This is a genomic window from Arcicella sp. GW458-12-2-14-TSB2 (assembly GCF_059423785.1).
The window spans coordinates 1-14,874 of sequence record NZ_JBWKYN010000147.1 but is presented as its reverse complement, the minus strand read 5'-3'; the positions used below and the strand labels follow the sequence as shown (position 1 = coordinate 14,874).

Sequence of the window (14,874 nt, the reverse complement as noted above, 5' to 3'; positions counted from 1 at the left end):
ATTTAATAATAATAATTAGAGCTAAAAGAAGCTAAAACAGTAAATTTGATACAACAAACGCAGATTTTTAAAATACTGATTACAAACAATGCAAAAACCACTCATATTGATTGCTAATGATGATTCAATAGCGGCGAAAGGGATAAAAACATTAGCAGAGATTATGTCTAGGATTGGCGAGGTATACGTAGTAGCGCCCGATAGTCACCAGTCTGGAATGGGCCATGCAATTACGTTAGACAGACCACTCAGAGTGAACCCAGTAAAGGATTTTTTACCTAATGTAGAGGCTTATCAATGCAGTGGAACACCTGCTGATTGTATAAAATTTGGGAAACACTTTTTATTAAAAGGTAGGAAAATAGATTTAGTAGTTTCGGGTATCAATCATGGCTCAAACTCTTCTATTTCAGTAATTTACAGTGGTACTATGTCGGCTGCGATAGAAGCAGCCATAGAAGGCATCCCAGCGATTGGTTTTTCGTTGTGTGATTTTGGTGCTGAAGCCGACTTTTCGCATACAGAAGAATACATCATTCAGATTGCAAACAAAGTATTGGCAAATGGCTTACCTAAAGGCATTGCCTTGAATGTAAACTTTCCTAAAAAATCTGATGAACCCCTTAAAGGCATTAAGGTGTGTAGACAAACTGATGCTTTGTATCGCGAGACCTTTCAAGAAAGACAAGACCCGTATGGAAAGTCATATTATTGGATGGATGGATTTCTTCAAAATAAAGATACTGCAGGTGGAAATGATGAAGATGCTTTAGCAGAAAACTATGTTTCAATTGTTCCTGCAAAATTTGATTTAACAGACTATCAAGCACTTGATACCATCAAAGAATGGTTTTAATAGGTAAAAACTTTAAACTTTTTCTGACGAATTAATTCCTATGGCAATAGTTGGCAATATTTTAAAAAGAGGTATCGGATTGACAGGCTTAATAAAACGCCCAAAATCTAATTTAGCGAAGATTCAACGTAAGACCTTGGTGAAGTTGTTGAACAAAGGACGTTTTACGCAATTTGGAGAGAAGTATCATTTTGAGGAAATTATGAATGCTGCATTGTTTTCGGACGATAAAGAATTCTATACAAAATATAAGAAGCTTGTTCCTGTTTATGACTACAACAAAATGTTTGCAGAATGGTGGCACAAGACTTTGGCAGGAGAAAAGAATGTTTCGTGGGTAGGGAATGTAAAATATTTTGCGTTGAGTTCGGGTACTTCTGAGGCCGCTTCCAAGCATATTCCTGTTACGAAAGACATGGTGAAAGCCATCCACAGGACTTCCATTCGCCAAATTTTGGCATTGTCTGCTTATAAAAACCTCCCTTCTCAATTGTACGAAAAAGGCTATTTAATGCTGGGTGGAAGTACAAAATTGCAGGATAGAGGTGATTATTTTGAAGGTGATTTGAGTGGTATTACCGCAGGAAAAATCCCGTTTTGGTTCGAGCGTTTTTATAAACCTGGAAAAAAAATTGCTGAAACTGCCGACTGGAGTGAAAAATTAGATAAAATAACGAAGAAAGCAAAAGATTGGGATATCGGTTTTATTGTAGGGGTGCCGGCGTGGATTCAGATTTTGATGGAAAAAATCATCAAAGAATATAACCTGAAAAACATCCATGAAATCTGGCCGAATTTAGAAATATATTGTCATGGCGGAGTAAGTTTTGAGCCCTACAAGCAAGGTTTTGCCAAATTACTTGGTCGACCGATTACTTACATTGAAACATATTTGGCTTCAGAGGGCTTTTTGGCGTATCAGACCCACCCCAATAGCGATATGCAGTTGGTGTTGAACAATGGTATTTTCTTTGAGTTCATTCCTTTTAATGACCGCAATTTCGATGAAGACGGCAGTATGGTTCAATACCCAGAAACATTGATGATAGATGAAATAGAGGAGGGGAAAGAATATGCCTTACTGATTTCTACAGTATCGGGTGCGTGGCGTTATCTGATTGGCGATACCATCAAGTTTACCAATAAAAAACAAGCCGAAATTATTATTACAGGCAGAACAAAGCACTTTTTGAGTCTTTGTGGAGAACACCTTTCTGTAGACAATATGAATAAAGCTATTGAATTGGCTTGCAAGCAATTTAATATCGATATAAGAGAATTTACGGTGGTAGGTAAAAGGCTGGAAGATACCTTCGGGCATCATTGGTATGTGGGGACGGATGATCAAGTGGATGCTGAGGAATTGCTAAAATTTATAGACGAAACTCTTTGCAGAATCAATGATGATTATCCTGTAGAGCGAAAACATGCTTTAAAAGGATTGGAAATCAGTGTATTGCCAGTGAAAGCCTTTTATGATTTTATGGCATCTAAAGGCAAAACAGGCGGACAACATAAATTCCCGAGAGTATTGAAGAAAAAAGACTTAATCGCTGAATGGGAAGCGTATATTAAATAAGTTGTGAGTTGTCATTTTACCCGCTGATTTTGCAGATTAACTACGCTGATTTTCGCTGATACATTATATCTGCGAAAATCAGCGAGAAAATCTCTGTAAATCAGCGGGTAAAAATATTACTTTTAAGACTCACAGCTCAAATCTCATAACTCACAGCTATCCCCCTACAAAAACTGCTTCCAAAGAATCAGCAGCCCTGAAATAATAAAAATAATACCAGCTACTTGATTGATTCTCCTTAAAATTTTAGGGGTTAATACCTTCTTCATTTTCTGAGCATAGAAAGCAATCAACGATTCAGCTAACATCGTAGCACATAAGCTTGCTATGAAAAAAATAATGGTTTCATTAAGGCTAAAGCCTTCTACACTAGTTAAGTAAGTAGACGTAGTGAAAACTGCAATGTAGTTTGAAGGATTGAGTAAATTCAACAATATACCTGACGTAAAGTAGTATAGGAAAGAGCCAAATTTCGATTTAGGATATACCAATTGGGTTTGCTGTTTAAATAAACTATTGAACCCAAGGATAAACAAAATAGATGCCCCAACAAGGGCAATAGTAACATTGAAATATTGAAACTTTGGTAGAAAACTAGTGCCAAATACTGCAAAAAACATCAAAATAGCATCCGCAGCCGTTACTCCCCCCGCAATTAATACTCCTCTTCTAAACCCAATATCAATACTAGTTTGTATCAATCTAAAAAACGCCGGCCCAAAAGTAAAACACAATAAGAATCCATAAAGGAATCCAAAAACAATCGCATTAATTATCATAAAATTAAATTCCTTTCAAACGTGCCACTTTCAGAATTGTTGCAATACTTAATGAATCCGTAATTTCGGAATCCATTACCATTCTGATTGCTTCAACTAAACTCACTTTCTTCAACACCAAAATCTCCGTATCATCTGGTTCGGCCTCTCCATAGGTTAAACCTTCTGCCAGAAACATAAAACCAACCTCGTCGGTTACAGAATTTGATGTATGAAGTTTTCCTAGTTCCGTCCATTTTTCTGCTTCTATGCCTGTTTCTTCTTTTAATTCACGCCGAGCCGATTCCAGAATATCTACCTCAAAAGAGCCACCCCCCATGGGAATCTCCCATGTATATTCGTTTAAAGTATATCGATACTGGCCAACTAACCAAGTATTGTTTTCTTCGTCGAGTGGTAAAATTGCAGCAGCCCTTGTTTTAAAATGAGCTACACCATAAATACCTGCTTCGCCGTTGGGCTTAATTACTTCTTCGTGGCGAATATTTACCCACGGATTATCATAAACTTCACGAGACGATATCGTCTTCCAAGGATTATCAAAAGTTGTCATTTTGCAAAGGTATAATAGTATGTTCTAAAATTAAAATATGAATTTCGTACCTTTGTGATTAAATATACGAAGAATGTCTCCTAAATATAAATTAATACTTACATCATTTGTGGTGAGTACACTATTGATGATTGTAAAATTCGTTGCTTATTATTTAACTTATTCAAGTGCTATCCTAACGGATGCGCTAGAATCAATCATTAATGTAGTAGCCAGTGGTTTTGCTTTTTATGCAGTTTATTTAGCATCGCTTCCCAAAGATTTGAACCACCCTTATGGACATGGCAAAATCGAATTTTTTTCAGCAGGATTAGAAGGCGTACTTATCACGCTAGCCAGTATATTTATCATATTTCACTCGGTACAAGGTTTTGTTAATCCCTTGCCTTTAAACGACCTAAACGTTGGTCTGGTTATTATTTCGGCGGGTGCCTTGATTAATTATTTTTTAGGTTATGCGATAGAAAAAGAAGGAGCCAAACAAAACTCACCAACACTTATTGCAGATGGGAAACACCTAAAATTAGATGCTATGAGTGGTATTATTCTGATTATTGCTATTGGTTTAATCATTCTCACAGGGGCTTTATGGATAGATGGCGTAGCTTCTATCATTTTTGCTGCTTTTATGGGCATTAGTGGTATCAAAATTATCAGAAAATCCATTGGGGGATTAATGGATGAAACCAATGATAATATCCTACATAGTATCGTAGAAATCCTCAAAAATAATCAAAAGAAAGAATGGATAGATGTCCATAACCTGAGGATACAAGAGTACGGTTCCGACCTCCACATTGACTGTCACCTAACTTTACCCAACTATTGGGTATTAGATAAAGTACATGATACTGTACATGAGTTTGAAGAAATTTTAGGCAAAGAATTTGACTCAAACGTAGAGTTTTTTATTCATGCCGACCCATGTTTGCCAGATTGCTGTCATCATTGCAAAATTGAAAATTGCCCTATCAGGCAGTATGAGCAGACTAAAAATATTGAATGGAATAAAATAAATTTATCACTAAATCAGAAGCATTTTCTTGAAGACATTTCATAAAGTTGTCATCCTTTTACTCATTGTAAGTTGTATTTCATGTTTGAAGAGCTTCAAAATGAACGACGAAGCCGTTGATAAATATTATAGTCAGCACCCACCCAAACCCAACTTTTCATACTTTAATTACGAAGGCAACAAGTATTTCTATGCGTCGTCTGGCGATACTACCAAACCTATGCTTTTTTTGATTCATGGTGCTCCGGGGGCGTGGTCGGGGTATAAAGAATTTTTAGCAGATAGTTTGCTATTGGAAAAATACCAAATAGTAGTACCCGACCGTGCAGGCTATAATAATTCTGGACATAAGGTGGCTTCTATCGAAGAGCAAGCCAAAATATTCTACCAAATCATTAAGATTAAAAAACCTTCGGGCGTTGTTTTGTTGGGGCGTTCGTATGGGGCAGGTGTGGCTGCTAGAATGGCCGCAGAATATCCTGCATTTATAAAAGCCTTGATATTGGTATCACCCGCATGCGACCCATCTGTCGAAAAATTCTGGTGGTTTTCAAAGCCTATCAATTCAAAATTCGCAAGGTTATTTTTACCTCAATATATCAATGCAGCTAGCGATGAAAAGTTTAGCCATGTAAAGGAATTAAAAAAACTATTGCCTTTTTGGCGAAAAATTACTTGCCCCGTTACCATTTTGCAAGGGGGGAAAGATTGGATTATTGAAACAACCAATGGACAGTTTGTGGCCAATTCCTTAGAAAATGCCCCTCATCGCTTGATTTATTTACCCGAAAACGGGCATTTAATCACTACGGAACGTTATGAACTTGTAAAATCTATTTTGCTGGAAAATAACTAATAAATGCTTTTAGAGTCTTTAAAAATCTTCATTAAACATTAAAATTCCCTTAAAATACGCCTTTTACAATTTTCATTATAGTTCTTTCTGGCTAATATTCCTTAATTTTGATTAAAGCAAACGAACATCGTATGAGAATATTAGTAATAGAAGACGAAATAAAGACGGTGCAACTCATCAAACAAGGGCTTGAAGAACAGCAATGTGAAGTAGATGTAGCCTATGATGGCAATATGGGGTTTCAGCTCGCTTCTCGCAATCATTATAATTTAATCATCTCTGATATCATCTTACCCGGCATTAATGGTTTAGAACTTTGCAAAAAACTTCGGGCAAATGGCATTTCTTTTCCAATCCTTCTCCTCACAGCCCTTGGTACTACTGATGATAAAATCATCGGGCTTGATAGTGGTGCCGACGATTATCTGGTAAAACCCTTTGAATTCAAAGAATTAATGGCCAGAATCCGTGCTTTAACCCGCAGAAGCATAGGTTCTATACAAACAGCTAATACGCTGAAAATATCTGATTTGGAAATGGATTTAGAAAGCAAGAGTGTGTCGAGGGGGGGTAAAGAAATCGTATTGACAGCCAAAGAGTTTTCGTTGCTAGAATATTTTATCAGGCACCAAGGACGCGTAATTTCTAAAGCTGAACTCGCCGAAAAAATCTGGGATGTAACCTTTGATACGGGTACTAACGTCATAGAAGTATATGTAAACTTTGTCCGCAAAAAAATTGACAAAGATTTTGAAACAAAACTTTTACATACACAGATTGGGATGGGTTATGTACTGAAAATACCAAATTGATGATTAATATTCGCTCCAGACTTACTTACCAGTTCATCGCATTGGTAACGGCCATCTTACTACTTTTTTCAGTAGGAGTATATTTCTTTAGTAAGCTGTATCTTGAAAAACGTTTTTATAAACGCCTGCAAGACCGTGCCATCACTACCACCACATTACTCTTCGATTTACAAGCAACTGATTCGACAGTATTGAGATTGGTCAATATTTCGGATAAAGAATTATTGATTGATGAAAATATTTTTGTGTATGATGAAATCAGTAAGATGATTGTGTTTTCATCCAACAATGGCAATCTGCTTTCACGCCAACAGTTGTTGCCCTTGATGAAATCTGACCAGATTACTACCTACGCCCGTGTTGGCGACTATCAGGTACTGGGCATACACCTAAAAAAAGGAGAGTCGGACAACTGGGTGGTAGTAAGTGCTATTGATAAAAATGGCATAGAAGCCTTGGAGGACCTGAGGCGAATCTTGATGATTATGATATTGGCAGGTATTTTACTACTAGGACTATCAGGTTGGTTTTTCGCTGATAGGGCACTGGCACCAATGTCGGGTATTATTAAACAGGTAAATGGTATTTTCCCAGAGTATGTCGCCAAAAGGGTAGAACATCCCAATCGTTCAGATGAAATAGGGTTGTTGGTGGCTACTTTTAACCAACTATTAGATAGGATTGAGGATGCCCTGATTATGCAAAAAATGTTTATTGCCAATGTCTCGCATGAATTAAAGAATCCTCTTACCAAAATATATTCGCAGATAGACGTAGCCTTAATGCAAAAAAGGAGTCCAGAAGTATATGAAAAAAGCTTAAATTCTTTAAAAGAAGACACTACTACCTTAATTCAGCTAACCAATACTCTTTTAAACTTGGCAAATACCATCGTCAGTTCAGAAAGTGTACAAAAAACGCCTATCCGAATGGATGAGTTACTGTGGGAAACTAAAGGGCAACTTCAAAAATGGCATGAGGATTATCAGGTACAAATTAATTTCCTAGACTTCCCCGAAGATGAAGAATCGTTAATTATCCAAGGCAATGAAGCATCATTAAAGGTAGTATTGATGAATCTAATGGACAATGCCTGTAAGTTTTCAGATGATAATACAGTAATTGTCACCTTCTTAGCCAACGAAGAAGGTATTAAAATATCATTCATGAACAAAGGCTCGATTATTCCGGCGTCTGACTTACCCTTCATCTTCCATCCATTTTATCGGAGCAATGCCACTGCTCAGGCTACCAAAGGACATGGTGTTGGCTTGGCGATAGTCTCACAAGTTACTCGCTTACACAAAGGGGAAGTCACAGTAGTATCTGATAAAAACGGAACCATCTTCACGTTATCATTTCCCAAAAACACTGAGCAATTTTAAGGTAAATTTAATGTGAGTTTAATTCTTGTTTAAGTTAAGGCGTGTTAGTTTGTATCATCAAAAACAACAACAATTACTTAAACAGGAACAATCATGGAATCAAACAACAATCAAGGAGTATTCAAAATTACTATAGGCGTTCTGATTGGTATTGTAGCTTTATTAAGTTACTTATTCATGGGAGCTAGAAACGAAACTTTTGAGCTTCAACATTCACTTACAACTAAAGTTGAACAGTTATCAAGTACTCAGATTAAACTAGACTCTATTGCTTTTGTATTAAACGATAAAATAGCTGAAATTAAAAAATTGGGTGGCAATGTTACTGAATTAGAAAACGTAAAAGCTCAATTAGAAAATGATAAAAAGAAATTAAAATCTGATTTTAATTTCTCTGTTCAAAAATACGATACTAAAATCAGAGAATACGAAAAATTCTTGACTGTTAAAGATGACGATATTCGCAAATTGCAAGAAGAAAATGGCAACTTGATAGCACGTACCAAAACACTTGAAGAAGAGAAACAACAAGTAGTTACTGAAAACACTGGCTTGAAAACTGAAAAAGCTTCATTAGTTCAAACAGTTTCTGATTATTCTTCACAAAATGATGATTTGAAACGTAAAGTAACGATGGCAAGTGCTATGAAAGCTATCAATGTACAAGTAGCGGCATTGGCATCTAATGGTAAAGTGCGTGAGGGAGGCTTGTATAAAGCATCAAAAATCAATAAATTAAAGATTTCATTTATCATGCCTTCTAATCCTGTGGCTGAGAAAAACAACAAAGAAATTTTTGTTAGAATTCTAGATCAAAACGGAGCGGTTGTAAGCGAAGATGGTTCGGCAGGAACAGTAAATTATGATGGAAAAGAACTAGGGTACAGCTTCAAACAAAGTGTTCCATTTGAAAATAATGACCAAAAAGTGGACATCATTTACGGTAAAAGTTCTTCTTATCAATCAGGGAAATATAACATAGAGTTATATTCCGAAGGGTTCAAAATCGGAAATGGTTCATTTCAAGTTAAGTAATGATGGAATGAATAAAATGAAAAGACGATGTTGAACAAACATCGTCTTTAGTTTTTAAAGGGAGCAATATCTTTTTTGTTCGGCACAATTGTTTGATAACACACCAACCTTAAACTCACTAATGCTATGATATTATACATCAAATTTTTCCAAATCTTATTCGTCTTTCCAAGCTTATTAATGTCAAGTATCATTGATGGACTACGAGTTGCTTATCAGAAATTCAAAGAGTTTCCTCTAGCTTATACCGCCCTTTCTTATCTGTTCATTACAATGTCTTTTTGTCATTATCCAATTTTTGACCATTGGATAGCAGGTTTTATCATGATGAGCTCGCCCATTGCCTTTGTAGTAGGGTTGATAGCAAGCGGTTATTTATTATACAAAAAACAGAAAGTAATGGCCACTATTGGCTTTATCTGGGTATTGATGGCCTTTCCCATCATGAAGCGTTTTATAAGCATCAACAATGCTAATACAAAAGAAATTACCTCTTTGAATACCTTGAAAGTATTGAGTTTTAATGGAGAATGTTTTGCTGAAAATGCAGAAGGAAACTCAAAATGGAGTGCCTTAAAGTCGGATATTGCTTGTTTTCAAGAATATTCACCTAATCAACACCTTGAAGCACAATATTCAAATAAGATTGAAAAACTAACAACCTTTGATAAAGAGCGTTCTGTAGGTCTGGCTTTGTTTTCTCAGTACCCAATCGTTAACCAATATAGTAAGATTTGGGACAAAGCCTATGGCCCTAAAATCAATGGTTTTATCTGTGCTGACATTGCTTATGGTAACGATACCGTCAGGGTAGTAAATGCACATTTATGGTCTATGGGCGTAAGAATCAATCAGAGCATAGATGCCTTGAAGAATGGCGAGTTTAAACAATTTGCCTTGGAAATCATGGATACTTTTGATAAGATGAAACAAGGGTTTGAGTTTAGAAACGAACAGTTGAAAGAGGTAGAGTCGTATGTAGCAGGCAGTAAATATCCCGTTATCATTTGTGGTGATTTCAACGAAACACCATTTGGGTATGCTTATGGAAAATTGAGTTTAAGCTTTAAAAATGCCTTTGAGGAGGTAGGTAAAGGTCTGGGATTTACCTTGAACAGACAACCGTACTGTGTGAGAATAGACCAGCAATTCTTTAGTGCAGAATGGCAAGTGCAGTCGTGTCATACTATTTCAGATTTTAATATCTCAGACCATTTCCCTGTGATAGCAGAATATGTGTTAAAAAGCCCTAATAAGATTTCAAATAATTCGAACAATGTTTTTGCTTCAATTTTTTAAAAGCTACAATTTTATGGCAGGCTCTTGGTCATCAAAGAAAATATAGTTCAAAAAGTCTAAGTATGGTTTTAGAATAAAGCATGCTTCAGTTACTTTTTGAACAAAATTATCCGCCGATACTTCTTCGTTTGAAAATTTATGCCAGAAAAATAATTGTTTTTTACGCAGCAATTCAATCTCTGGATGCTCTTTTGAATATCCTTTTGGGGCCGACTTTACTGATTCCCCTTCGGCCTCACCAAATGTCTTTATAAAGTCAGGCTTATAAATAATTGATTTTAATTCGGCAGCATTATAATCAATTTCTTGTCGGAGTTTTGCCAATTGTTCGGGTGTAGGCGAATACATACCGCCCCCTATAAATGATTTGCCATCTTCAATATGAAGGTAATAGTCCATTCTGCCCGCTTTTCTGCCGCCTGCCGAAAAACTAGCCGATAACCATGTTTTGTAAGGTGCTTTGTCTTTGCTAAACCGAACATCGCGTGCAATCCTGTAATTACAGTCTTTTACTTCAACGCCAGTCATATCTTCAAAAGCCCCAATAGCACCAATCAGTTCTTTGATAGTAGCTTCAAAATCAGCCTTTACACCATCATACGTTTTTTTGTTGGCATGAAACCATTCTCGGGTATTGTTTTCTTTGAGTAAATTTAGGTAATCGAAAGTTGAAGTAGGAACAGCCATTCTTGACAATTTTAAGGAGATAAAAAAACGATAATTTATTAGGTTAAAAATACTTAATTCGTGAAGTTACGTAAAATCAGGGAACACGATTTGATGGATTCATGGATTTTACTCAATTTTGCAAAATATTAACATCAGTTACACATTTTATTTTACGATTATACCCTTTTTTAAAATGCGCATTCTAACAGGCATACAAGCATCAGGCAGACCACATTTAGGCAATGTTTTGGGTGCAATTCGTCCAGCCATCGAATTATCAAAAAATCCAGCTAACGAATCTTTTTTGTTTATAGCCGATTTACATACACTTACTTCTTTAAAAGACGGAAAACAACTCCGTGACAATACATATGCCATCGCCGCAGCATGGTTAGCTTGTGGTTTTGATGCTGACAAGAATTTTTTCTATCGCCAATCTAGATTAGCAGGTTATCATACCGAATTAATGTGGTATTTAAGTTGCTTTACACCTTTCCCTATGTTGGCGAATGGACATAGTTTCAAAGAAAAATCTGAAAAACTAGCTAATGTAAATGCTGGGTTATTTACCTATCCAGTATTACAGGCTGCTGATATAATGCTATATGATGCACATTTAGTTCCAGTAGGAAAAGACCAACGTCAACATCTTGAAATGACAAGAGACTTGGGCGGAGCGTTTAATAATCAATATGGCGAAGATACGCTGGTAATACCAGAAGCTAAGATTGATGAAACCGTCATGGTGATTCCGGGTACGGATGGACAGAAAATGTCAAAGTCTTATGGAAACTATATTGATATTTTCTTGGATGAAAAAGATTTGTTGAAAGCCGTAAAAAAGATTGTTACCGATGCTACTCCACTAGAAGAACCTAAGAATCCTGAGACTGATAATGTTTTTAAACTATATTCTTTAGTAGCCTCAGTCGAAGAAATTGAAGAAATGAGAGCCAATTACTTAGCAGGGGGGTATGGCTATGGGCATGCTAAACAAGCCTTACACCAAGTATTAGTACGTGAATTTGCCAAAGAAAGAGAATTATTTAATTATTACATGAATAATATTCCTGAACTAGAGCAAAAATTAAAAGAAGGCGAAGCCAAAGCCGAAGTAATTGCCAAAACCACTATCGAGCGGGTTCGTGAGAAAATGAATTTTTAAATTTTATAAGATAATTTTGATGAATCAACTTGATACAGAAGTATTCTTATGGCTCAATTCATGTCATACTACTACTTTAGACCCAATTATGGCGTGGATTTCGGCAAGAAACTCTTGGATTCCCCTTTACGTGCTTATCATTGGGTTATTAATATGGCGTTATCAAAAGCAATCGATTGCTATCATTCTAACGATAGTAATAAGTGTAGCATTAGCTGATCAAATTTGTTCATCATTTTTTAAACCATTAGTTGAACGACTAAGGCCTTGTCATGAACCTGCTATTCAACATTTGGTCCATGTAGTAGGCAATTGCGGAGGTCAATTTGGGTTTTGTTCCTCTCATGCAGCTAACTCGTTTACCTTGGTGGTATGCTTGATATTATTGGTTGGCAAACAATATTCATGGGTTAAATACCTGTTTTTGTGGGCAATAATTGTTTCATACAGTCGTATTTATGTAGGTGTTCATTATCCGCTTGATGTACTGGCAGGTGCTGGAATAGGAGTGGTTACTGCTTTTATATCATTCAAACTATATCAATTCTATGTATCAAAATATGTTCATGAAGTGTCCTAAGTTGTTATCATTGCTTTTTATATGGTGTTTGTTGAGCTCTTTTATAAATAGCGAAGAATCTGATGGAATTGTAGGCGTGTGGTTTACGGAAGACAGAGCATCCAAGATTCAAATTTTTAAGCAGGACAATCATTATTTTGGAAAAATAGTTTGGTTAAAGTCACCTACTGTGAATGGCAAGCCCATTTTAGATACAAAAAATCCAGAAGAAAAATTACGAACCAGACACATTCTTGGACTTGTTTTTCTGAACAAATTTGTATTTGAAGGGAATAATAGCTGGGTACATGGTGAAATTTACGATGCTCGTTCTGGAAGGACGGTATCAGGAAAAATGTCTCTTAAAAATAAAAATATGTTGGATTTGAGAGGTTTTATAGGTAAGCCTCTTTTTGGTAAAACAATAACTTTAGTCAGAGCAGAGTAAAAATTTATTATTATCCAATCCTTAGCGAGAGACTTAAGTCCCTCGCTAAGGATAAAATTGGAATAAGACAAAAAGCAATCAGAAAACTAAAACCATGTTCTGTGGCACACAGAACATAAAAGTTAAATATTCATACTGATGGTTTTATTAACCAAAATAGTCAAGTATTGTGTTCTGTGTGCCACAGACCACGGTTTTAGCGGTCAGAAATTAGTTTTCTAACCGCTTTTTTGTGATTCTACAAATGAGAATGTTTTATGTTTAGTCATTCAATGACAATAAAAACAACATTGTATCAACACCATCCGCATAATCCCACAGCTTTGGCATTTGCGTTTCTCCGAAAGGAATACTGCCCTCAAACCAAGCATCTTTTGAAACAATACACTGAATTTTATCTGTTTTATCCGCTATTTTTTGTTTTAAATCTTCTTCGTTTTCATAAGTTTCATAGAAGATAACTGAAATAGGAGAAACCAATGACTCGCTTTTTGTCAGTATCAAAAAGCCATTATCATAATGATGCACCTGATTTACTAAATAAATAGACTTATTATAATCGTAATTATTTTTGTATTTATTATGGTAAAAAACATCACCCAATGGCTCGATAGTATCATAAAAATTCACAAAGTCATAATCCTCAGGAACATAAAACTTTGAGATATTTCTACAGCCTAAGCCGTAATAATCTGTAATGTCTTTTCCCAATGCAAAGAAATCATCCTCAGTTTCACTACCATTTAAAATAGCTACTGAGCTTCTATTTTGACGAATAATATGAGCTTTATTTCTGAAGTAATATTCAAAATAACGAGCCGAATTATCAGAACCAGTAGCTATTAAAGCATCTACTTCGTTCATTCTTTCGCTAATTCTAATGCCCAGAGTCGGACTAATTTCTAACAACTTTTCAATCAAAGCTAACATCAACACCGAATCCTGCGAACTAACCTTTGCTACACAGTCATGCCCCGTAATGACAACCGTCAATAAATCATGGAAACCTACAGCAGGAATATTCCCAGCCATTATCACACCAATACTTTTTATAATCGGAGGTCTATCAGGTATTTCATATAACCCTACCCATCTTTCCAAGGTATCTCTATCTAAATAAAAATCAGCGATTGATTTGATAGCATTCTTAGTGTTTTGGGGTGTAAACCAGTTGTTTTGATGCGAAGCCCTATCTGCCCATTCCTCAATGATTGATTGATTTTCCTCGTCTCTTAAGAAATTTCCTAAGCTAACGAATGTTTCAATTCTTGCTTGTAAATCCATTTTCTGTACTTTTTTTACAAATTTACACAAATACAACGAAATATTTTTTTCAATAGTCTCCAAACTTTATAGGCTATTCAATGTTTAACTGTTAATTTTGTGAATGATTTAAAGAAATAGAATGTTTTAAATTCTGATAGAGGTATTAAATCAATTTAAGAAAGCATATACAATTAAAACGAAGTTTTTATGGCAATTATCATAACCGAAGAATGCATCAACTGCGGTGCTTGCGAGCCAGAATGCCCTAATACAGCAATTTATGAAGGTGGAGTAGAATGGACTTGGTCGGGTGGAACCAAATTAGTAGACGTTGAACTAGAAGACGGTAGTGTTATCGGAGGTAAAGACCCAATGACACCTATTTCGGATGAATTTTATTACATCGTTTCAGATAAATGTACTGAATGTATGGGTTTCCACGAAGAGCCACAGTGTGCAGCTGTTTGCCCTGTAGACTGTTGTGTTCCTGATCCAGACCACGAAGAAGACGAAGAAACCCTTTATGCTAAAAAGGCCTGGTTACACGCTGAATAGTTATTTTTTATTTTAGTTGAAAGCCCTGATTTAGAGATAAATC

Annotated in this window: 16 protein-coding genes; 12 read left to right on the top strand and 4 right to left on the bottom strand. The window is 35.9% G+C overall.

Annotated features, from left to right (window positions below; genetic code table 11):
• Nucleotides 1-88 precede the first annotated feature (88 nt).
• Together surE and AC07XN_RS18230 are read left to right on the top strand one after the other, a co-directional pair.
• Nucleotides 89-856, top strand: a complete 768-nt coding sequence (gene surE, locus AC07XN_RS18235; RefSeq protein ID WP_309916822.1) for a 5'/3'-nucleotidase SurE — start codon at nucleotides 89-91, stop codon at nucleotides 854-856.
• Between the two features lie 40 nt (nucleotides 857-896).
• Nucleotides 897-2,435: a GH3 family acyl-acid amido synthetase gene (locus tag AC07XN_RS18230; RefSeq protein WP_494744092.1), complete on the top strand. Its 1,539-nt coding sequence runs from the start codon at nucleotides 897-899 to the stop codon at nucleotides 2,433-2,435.
• Nucleotides 2,436-2,599: 164 nt separating this feature from the next.
• Here the strand turns inward: AC07XN_RS18230 and AC07XN_RS18225 are convergent, their stop codons facing one another.
• Both AC07XN_RS18225 and AC07XN_RS18220 read right to left on the bottom strand, forming a co-directional pair.
• On the bottom strand, nucleotides 2,600-3,214 hold the full coding sequence (locus AC07XN_RS18225; protein ID WP_309916817.1) for a LysE family translocator: 615 nt from the start codon (nucleotides 3,212-3,214) through the stop codon (nucleotides 2,600-2,602).
• A 4-nt stretch (nucleotides 3,215-3,218) separates the two neighbouring features.
• Nucleotides 3,219-3,767, bottom strand: a complete 549-nt coding sequence (locus AC07XN_RS18220) for an NUDIX domain-containing protein (RefSeq protein ID WP_309916815.1) — start codon at nucleotides 3,765-3,767, stop codon at nucleotides 3,219-3,221.
• Between the two features lie 73 nt (nucleotides 3,768-3,840).
• Here AC07XN_RS18220 and AC07XN_RS18215 point away from each other — a divergent pair, with 73 nt between their 5' ends.
• From AC07XN_RS18215 to AC07XN_RS18190, 6 genes are all read left to right on the top strand, one after another.
• Nucleotides 3,841-4,827, top strand: a complete 987-nt coding sequence (locus tag AC07XN_RS18215; RefSeq protein WP_309916813.1) for a cation diffusion facilitator family transporter — start codon at nucleotides 3,841-3,843, stop codon at nucleotides 4,825-4,827.
• 55 nt (nucleotides 4,828-4,882) lie between these two features.
• Nucleotides 4,883-5,638: an alpha/beta fold hydrolase gene (locus AC07XN_RS18210; RefSeq protein ID WP_309916810.1), complete on the top strand. Its 756-nt coding sequence runs from the start codon at nucleotides 4,883-4,885 to the stop codon at nucleotides 5,636-5,638.
• 131 nt (nucleotides 5,639-5,769) lie between these two features.
• Nucleotides 5,770-6,450, top strand: a complete 681-nt coding sequence (locus AC07XN_RS18205) for a response regulator (RefSeq protein WP_494744091.1) — start codon at nucleotides 5,770-5,772, stop codon at nucleotides 6,448-6,450.
• Nucleotides 6,450-7,835 (top strand): sensor histidine kinase, encoded by a 1,386-nt coding sequence (locus AC07XN_RS18200; protein WP_309916803.1) that lies wholly within the window; start codon nucleotides 6,450-6,452, stop codon nucleotides 7,833-7,835. Before AC07XN_RS18205 ends, AC07XN_RS18200 begins: the two co-directional genes overlap by 1 nt.
• A 93-nt stretch (nucleotides 7,836-7,928) precedes the next feature.
• A complete protein-coding gene (locus tag AC07XN_RS18195; RefSeq protein ID WP_309916800.1) occupies nucleotides 7,929-8,870 on the top strand; it encodes a DUF8428 domain-containing protein in 942 nt (313 codons plus the stop codon).
• Between the two features lie 126 nt (nucleotides 8,871-8,996).
• The gene (locus AC07XN_RS18190; RefSeq protein ID WP_494744090.1) at nucleotides 8,997-10,169 is read left to right on the top strand and encodes an endonuclease/exonuclease/phosphatase family protein; all 1,173 of its coding nucleotides are present in this window, start codon (nucleotides 8,997-8,999) and stop codon (nucleotides 10,167-10,169) included.
• A gap of 3 nt (nucleotides 10,170-10,172) precedes the next feature.
• On the opposite strand, the gene AC07XN_RS18185 is transcribed toward AC07XN_RS18190, so the two are convergent.
• Complete coding sequence (locus AC07XN_RS18185; protein ID WP_309916794.1) at nucleotides 10,173-10,856, bottom strand: DUF2461 domain-containing protein; 684 nt, start codon at nucleotides 10,854-10,856, stop codon at nucleotides 10,173-10,175.
• Nucleotides 10,857-11,031: 175 nt separating this feature from the next.
• Here AC07XN_RS18185 and trpS point away from each other — a divergent pair, with 175 nt between their 5' ends.
• Genes trpS through AC07XN_RS18170 form a run of 3 tightly spaced genes read left to right on the top strand, consistent with a single transcriptional unit; the run spans nucleotide 11,032 to nucleotide 13,010 of the window.
• Nucleotides 11,032-12,003 (top strand): tryptophan--tRNA ligase, encoded by a 972-nt coding sequence (trpS, locus tag AC07XN_RS18180; RefSeq protein WP_309916792.1) that lies wholly within the window; start codon nucleotides 11,032-11,034, stop codon nucleotides 12,001-12,003.
• 19 nt (nucleotides 12,004-12,022) lie between these two features.
• A complete protein-coding gene (locus tag AC07XN_RS18175; protein ID WP_494744089.1) occupies nucleotides 12,023-12,583 on the top strand; it encodes a phosphatase PAP2 family protein in 561 nt (186 codons plus the stop codon).
• Nucleotides 12,570-13,010 (top strand): DUF2147 domain-containing protein, encoded by a 441-nt coding sequence (locus tag AC07XN_RS18170; RefSeq protein ID WP_494744088.1) that lies wholly within the window; start codon nucleotides 12,570-12,572, stop codon nucleotides 13,008-13,010. The genes AC07XN_RS18175 and AC07XN_RS18170 overlap by 14 nt, the downstream gene beginning before the upstream one ends.
• Before the next feature lie 261 nt (nucleotides 13,011-13,271).
• Here the strand turns inward: AC07XN_RS18170 and AC07XN_RS18165 are convergent, their stop codons facing one another.
• Nucleotides 13,272-14,294 (bottom strand): acyl-CoA reductase, encoded by a 1,023-nt coding sequence (locus AC07XN_RS18165; RefSeq protein ID WP_494744087.1) that lies wholly within the window; start codon nucleotides 14,292-14,294, stop codon nucleotides 13,272-13,274.
• Between the two features lie 189 nt (nucleotides 14,295-14,483).
• On the opposite strand from AC07XN_RS18165, the gene AC07XN_RS18160 reads away from it, so the two are divergent.
• Complete coding sequence (locus tag AC07XN_RS18160; RefSeq protein WP_309916782.1) at nucleotides 14,484-14,831, top strand: 4Fe-4S dicluster domain-containing protein; 348 nt, start codon at nucleotides 14,484-14,486, stop codon at nucleotides 14,829-14,831.
• Nucleotides 14,832-14,874: the final 43 nt, after the last annotated feature.

Bases quoted from the DNA above. Each gene is read 5' to 3' on its own strand.
- AC07XN_RS18175 (WP_494744089.1), top strand. From the start codon at position 12,023: ATGAATCAACTTGATACAGAAGTATTCTTATGGCTCAATTCATGTCAT.
- AC07XN_RS18225 (WP_309916817.1), bottom strand. From the start codon at position 3,214: ATGATAATTAATGCGATTGTTTTTGGATTCCTTTATGGATTCTTATTG.
- AC07XN_RS18230 (WP_494744092.1), top strand. From the start codon at position 897: ATGGCAATAGTTGGCAATATTTTAAAAAGAGGTATCGGATTGACAGGC.
- AC07XN_RS18205 (WP_494744091.1), top strand. From the start codon at position 5,770: ATGAGAATATTAGTAATAGAAGACGAAATAAAGACGGTGCAACTCATC.
- AC07XN_RS18220 (WP_309916815.1), bottom strand. From the start codon at position 3,767: ATGACAACTTTTGATAATCCTTGGAAGACGATATCGTCTCGTGAAGTT.
- AC07XN_RS18200 (WP_309916803.1), top strand. From the start codon at position 6,450: ATGATTAATATTCGCTCCAGACTTACTTACCAGTTCATCGCATTGGTA.
- AC07XN_RS18190 (WP_494744090.1), top strand. From the start codon at position 8,997: ATGATATTATACATCAAATTTTTCCAAATCTTATTCGTCTTTCCAAGC.
- AC07XN_RS18185 (WP_309916794.1), bottom strand. From the start codon at position 10,856: ATGGCTGTTCCTACTTCAACTTTCGATTACCTAAATTTACTCAAAGAA.
- trpS (WP_309916792.1), top strand. From the start codon at position 11,032: ATGCGCATTCTAACAGGCATACAAGCATCAGGCAGACCACATTTAGGC.
- AC07XN_RS18160 (WP_309916782.1), top strand. From the start codon at position 14,484: ATGGCAATTATCATAACCGAAGAATGCATCAACTGCGGTGCTTGCGAG.
- AC07XN_RS18170 (WP_494744088.1), top strand. From the start codon at position 12,570: ATGAAGTGTCCTAAGTTGTTATCATTGCTTTTTATATGGTGTTTGTTG.
- surE (WP_309916822.1), top strand. From the start codon at position 89: ATGCAAAAACCACTCATATTGATTGCTAATGATGATTCAATAGCGGCG.
- AC07XN_RS18165 (WP_494744087.1), bottom strand. From the start codon at position 14,294: ATGGATTTACAAGCAAGAATTGAAACATTCGTTAGCTTAGGAAATTTC.
- AC07XN_RS18215 (WP_309916813.1), top strand. From the start codon at position 3,841: ATGTCTCCTAAATATAAATTAATACTTACATCATTTGTGGTGAGTACA.
- AC07XN_RS18210 (WP_309916810.1), top strand. From the start codon at position 4,883: ATGAACGACGAAGCCGTTGATAAATATTATAGTCAGCACCCACCCAAA.
- AC07XN_RS18195 (WP_309916800.1), top strand. From the start codon at position 7,929: ATGGAATCAAACAACAATCAAGGAGTATTCAAAATTACTATAGGCGTT.